Genomic DNA, 4,461 nt, shown 5'->3' with positions numbered 1-4,461 from the left:
TACAGGTTGCACATACAATGATTAAATAGCTTAAAGATTTTTGAACACTCTAAGTTACTAAAAATCAGCGATATGTGCAACTTTTTAGACATGTTTATTCTTGAAATTTAATTCCGCCAACGGGTAAAATAATATTGGTTATCCTCAATTGAGTGATTAATAATTTTGAGGTTTTTGCGATATTCATTATCTTTGCAACAATTATCAAAACCTCGTCAAGATGATGCTGATAGAATTTTCAAAACGTTTCCCCGATGAAGCTTTTTGCGAAGAGTATCTCAAGAATCATCGGGGGAAAGTTGGTGTTGTTTGTAAGCATTGTGGCGGTCATCAACAGATCTGGGATAAGTATAATAAATATTGGACTTGTAAGGGATGCCCCCAGGTCTCATACGAAACTCAAAGGTTGTTTTAAGGATGTATATCCATAAAGACCCTTCCTGAGCAAGCATCGAAAAAACTGCCATGATTCATACTGCCATATCGAATGCGAAGTCACTTTCGCTTGATATGTATCATGGCATCAAAGACGAGTTCCTTCAGAGTTATCTGGAGGAATTCTGCTGGAAGTTCAACCGCCAATCATTTGGTGATAGACTTTTTGACAGGCTAGTTGTTGTGGTTATGTCCTATAGACCGGTGTTTCAACACAGAACCTATGATTGAAGAAAATCACTCAATTGAGGATAATTATACTCATTTAAATAGTACTAGATTGTGTCAAAGAATATTTGGAAATTCTATGCTTGAGCACAATCTTAATCATATAATAATTTATTAATGGGACAAATGGTTTTTAAAAGAAGTAAAATACTTTTAGTGATTTTGATGCTTTTTTGTGTGGTATCTGCAAAGGCAGAGAAAGACTATTGGAATTTAAATAATAGTAATGGAATTACATGGAAATATGATGGAAGAGCACATTGTGATCATATTGAAATGTCAGGCAAAAGGATGTCGGTTGTCCTACAGTACGGAATACGGCAAGATGGAAGTTTTGCTTGTAATTTCGGAATGGTGTGGCCTCTCCTCAGGACCATTCCGAATGACACGCATGGTAGCTTGCAGCGCCATCTTTCCTGGAATGCTTTAGATGCAGTAACGATTAATCAACACAGCTTGAGTTGTGAGAAGACACAATCAGTAACTCTTGATGGCATGATGACCGTTGAGAGCAGCTTTGGTCAAATTCATGTTCGTAGGGTTTATACTCCATCTACTGAAAAACCTGCATTAGTAGAAAAGTTCACTTTAAGAAATGATGGCAAAAAGCCTTGTAAATTAGAGATAGATAATCGACATCCTGTATTGATAACGGCTAAAAAAGAAGGCGTTTATGGAGCTTATCGCATAGAACAGCAAATACAAGGCTCTGGTGTTTACCAGTTGTTGCCAGGTGATTCTGTGTCTTTTTCCGCATTACTATCTGCCGTCAGGGAAAATGAACCTTCTCTTAGATGGGATGTTGATGAAGAAATTAGGCGGCGTCGCTCATTGGTCAGTCAGTTGATGGCAACTCTGATACTTAAAACTCCTGATCCTATTATCAACAGAATGTTCGATTTTTCCAAGATACGTTCCTGTGAAAGTATTTTTCAAACTAAGGCAGGCCCAATGCATAGTCCAGGAGGGGAAGCTTATTATGCAGCAATTTGGGCAAATGATGAGGCTGAATATGCTGATCCTTTTTTCCCTTTTACAGGGTATTCGTATGCTATGCAGTCAGTTATGACATCTTTTAGTCTTTTTGCGAAATATATGAATCTGGATTGGAAACCTATTCCTAGTTCTATTATTGCGGAGGGAGATGACTATTGGAATGGGGCGGGTGACCGAGGTGATGCTGCTATGATCGCCTATGGTGCTTCCCGTTGTGCCTTGGAATTTGGAAAAGAGAATACGGCAAAGCAATTATGGCCTCTTATCAAATGGTGCCTGGAATATTGCCATCGTAAATTAAATGCCGATGGAGTAGTTACTTCTGATGCCGATGAATTAGAACATCGTTTCCCTTCTGGCAGTGCTAATTTATGTACTTCCTGTTTATATTATGATGCATTAATATCATCATCTTATTTAGCGCGGGATTTAAACGAAAAAGAATTGGAAAGGACGTATTCTCATAGAGCTAAGATAATGGAAAGAAATATTGATAATTATTTCCATGAGAATATAGAAGGCTATGATACTTACCGATATTATAAGGGGAACAAGGTACTTCGATCATGGATTTGCATTCCACTTGCTATGGGTATTAATAAAAGGGCAAAGGGAACAATAGATGCATTGTTCTCTACTCGCTTATGGACAGAAAATGGGTTACTGACTCAGGAGGGTGATCATACGTTTTGGGATAGATCAACTCTATATGCGTTGAGGGGAGTATTTATGGCAGGTGAAACTGGCCGGGCGATGAAATTTCTGTCGTTTTATTCCCATAAGCGTCTTTTAGGTGATCATGTTCCTTATGCTATTGAAGCGTGGCCGGAAGGTGGTCAACGACAACTTTCTGCAGAGAGCGCTCTCTATGCACGTGTCATTATCGAAGGTATGTTTGGTATCCGTCCTGTCGGATTACATTCCTTTACGGTCTCTCCGAGACTTCCTAAAGAATGGAATGGTATGTCATTGCGCCATATTCATATTTGTAACAGTGATTTTGACTTGAGGGTAGTACGTTTGGGTAATCACCCGAAAGTACAATTGGAGAGGAACGGAAAAATCATTTCAAGTCAAAAAGGAAAAGATACTTATTATTTTAACTTGAATAACTGAGCTATTAATTCTTGTTTCTAGAAGAACTCTCCTACAGGCAGGAAATGTCGTTCAACTTATTGGTGATGGCAATCAACTGGTTGTCTAAGGTCTTTTCTACATGCTTGATCTCTCCGCCATGGATAATGAGGTTCCTCATTTTGTTGAGGGTGAGAATCCTGTTCACTTCTTGCCGGGTCAATATTCCAGCACTGAAAAGTACGTTCACCATCTGATAAATGTTCATCGTCTTCTCTTGGATGGCCAGACTCTTTTCTGTAACACGTCTTACTTCTTTTTCAAAATCCATGAAGTGTTTGATGAAGTCTGATATATCCACACTGCCCCCGTGATATTCATTGGAAAGCTTTTCAATGGTACTGCTCAGAAACTTTGGACTTAATATTTTTACAACGTATAGGATGGTGTAGCCGAATATGCAGACATTAATGAGAACCAGTAGACTACAGATGATGAACACGAAAGGGTTATGAATGACATTTATGATATAGCCGTTGAGATACAGGCAGAAGAAATCGATAGGGAGAATGCATAGTGATGCATAAAGAATCTTTTTCAGTCCTGAATGTATGTATTTCTTTACATCTTCATAGATTTCTGTATATGTGCTGTCTGTCTCAACAATATCGTCTATCCGTTGTTGAATGAAAGATACTCCGGCGATAACGAGTCCGACAAAAGCTGCTAACGTCTGGGGCATAGTTGAGAACACCCAATATAAGGTATCTGAATTGATGTTGTTTATCATATCAGTTACTGATCTTTTTCCCGTAAAAGTAGGTATTAAAGCTGTCTCTGGCATACCCTTTCCCTTTATATTGAAAACTGCTGGGAGAGGCGTCTTCGACTTTTTTCCCACGGTAATAGACATTAAAGGCATCCTTGGCATAACCACCACCGATCTCCTGGAATGAACTTGGGGTAGCATCTTCAATCTTCCGCCCGTTATAGAACACATCGAATGTGGATTTGAAATATCCGCCCCTTTCTCTGTTCTCTTCCCGCCCTTGCTGGTGGCCTCCATACCTTGGATCAATGCGGAATGGCTCGGGATCAACATACTCAAGGATTTCTCCGTCCTTGTATACATGGTAACGGTCCTTTCCGTAACCGAATCCCAAGTTGTGGAAAGAATCGGCATCAGCATCTTTAATGCGTTCTTGGTGATAATAAACTTCTGTGTCGCGTACCTGATAGTCTGGTCTGGAATTCTGGGCGCTGGCAAATGAGGGCATCAGTATCAGTGATGTTGCCAAAAAGATTTTTAAAATGTTTTTCCGTAAGCGATTGGTCATCATGTCTTGTCTTTAGATGGTTTATGATTTCAAAGGTACACAATTCGCTGTAATGTTGCAAGGATAAATCCCTATTTTAAATTAGGGTAATCCCGAGGAAGGTGATGAACAGATATTTCTTTGGGTAATTTCTTGCGTATTCTGAAGAAATTCGCTTACTTTGCAAGTAAATTGTGTATTGAGTGAGACTTGTAGCTATAATGATGGGGAGTCATTAAGTTATTGAAAATTATCGAAATAACCATTTCTTATATATCTGTTTTCTATATGAAACGTACATGATTGTCTTTCGCCAAAGGGAATGAAAAGGGATTTTTTGTATCTTTGCCACAGTATAAATCCTTTAATCCTTTAGATATGGCGAATCAGAAGCAAGAAGTCTCCTTTTCAG

The 4,461-nt window shown here is 38.9% G+C and carries 4 protein-coding genes and 1 pseudogene; 3 read left to right on the top strand and 2 right to left on the bottom strand.

Going from position 1 to position 4,461, the window contains the following annotated elements; translation table 11 throughout:
• Positions 1–220: 220 nt before the first annotated feature.
• The 3 genes and pseudogenes from ACYRYG_RS13125 (at position 221) to ACYRYG_RS13115 (ending at position 2,775) form a co-directional block, all read left to right on the top strand.
• Positions 221–415, top strand: coding sequence for a transposase (locus tag ACYRYG_RS13125; RefSeq protein WP_460198459.1), 195 nt, complete (start codon positions 221–223; stop codon positions 413–415).
• A 53-nt stretch (positions 416–468) separates the two neighbouring features.
• Positions 469–666: pseudogene (locus ACYRYG_RS13120) on the top strand (IS1595-like element ISPbu1 family transposase); the annotation flags it as partial.
• A 114-nt stretch (positions 667–780) separates the two neighbouring features.
• Complete coding sequence (locus ACYRYG_RS13115; RefSeq protein WP_293423249.1) at positions 781–2,775, top strand: hypothetical protein; 1,995 nt, start codon at positions 781–783, stop codon at positions 2,773–2,775.
• A 31-nt stretch (positions 2,776–2,806) separates the two neighbouring features.
• Here the strand turns inward: ACYRYG_RS13115 and ACYRYG_RS13110 are convergent, their stop codons facing one another.
• Both ACYRYG_RS13110 and ACYRYG_RS13105 read right to left on the bottom strand, forming a co-directional pair.
• Positions 2,807–3,523: a hypothetical protein gene (locus tag ACYRYG_RS13110; protein ID WP_293444177.1), complete on the bottom strand. Its 717-nt coding sequence runs from the start codon at positions 3,521–3,523 to the stop codon at positions 2,807–2,809.
• A 1-nt stretch (position 3,524) separates the two neighbouring features.
• Positions 3,525–4,031 carry a DKNYY domain-containing protein gene (locus ACYRYG_RS13105; RefSeq protein ID WP_293444180.1) on the bottom strand — a complete coding sequence of 169 codons (507 nt, stop codon included), beginning with the start codon at positions 4,029–4,031 and terminating at the stop codon, positions 3,525–3,527.
• Positions 4,032–4,461 lie beyond the last annotated feature (430 nt).

The sequence above is a fragment of the Segatella asaccharophila genome (genome assembly GCF_054687055.1).
Note: the sequence above shows the minus strand (reverse complement) of the source record. Positions and strands in the feature narration are given on the sequence as shown.

What these genes read in the sequence shown, in the direction of transcription:
- ACYRYG_RS13125 (WP_460198459.1), top strand. Translation starts at nt 221, where the DNA reads ATGATGCTGATAGAATTTTCAAAACGTTTCCCCGATGAAGCTTTTTGC.
- ACYRYG_RS13115 (WP_293423249.1), top strand. Translation starts at nt 781, where the DNA reads ATGGGACAAATGGTTTTTAAAAGAAGTAAAATACTTTTAGTGATTTTG.
- ACYRYG_RS13110 (WP_293444177.1), bottom strand. Translation starts at nt 3,523, where the DNA reads ATGATAAACAACATCAATTCAGATACCTTATATTGGGTGTTCTCAACT.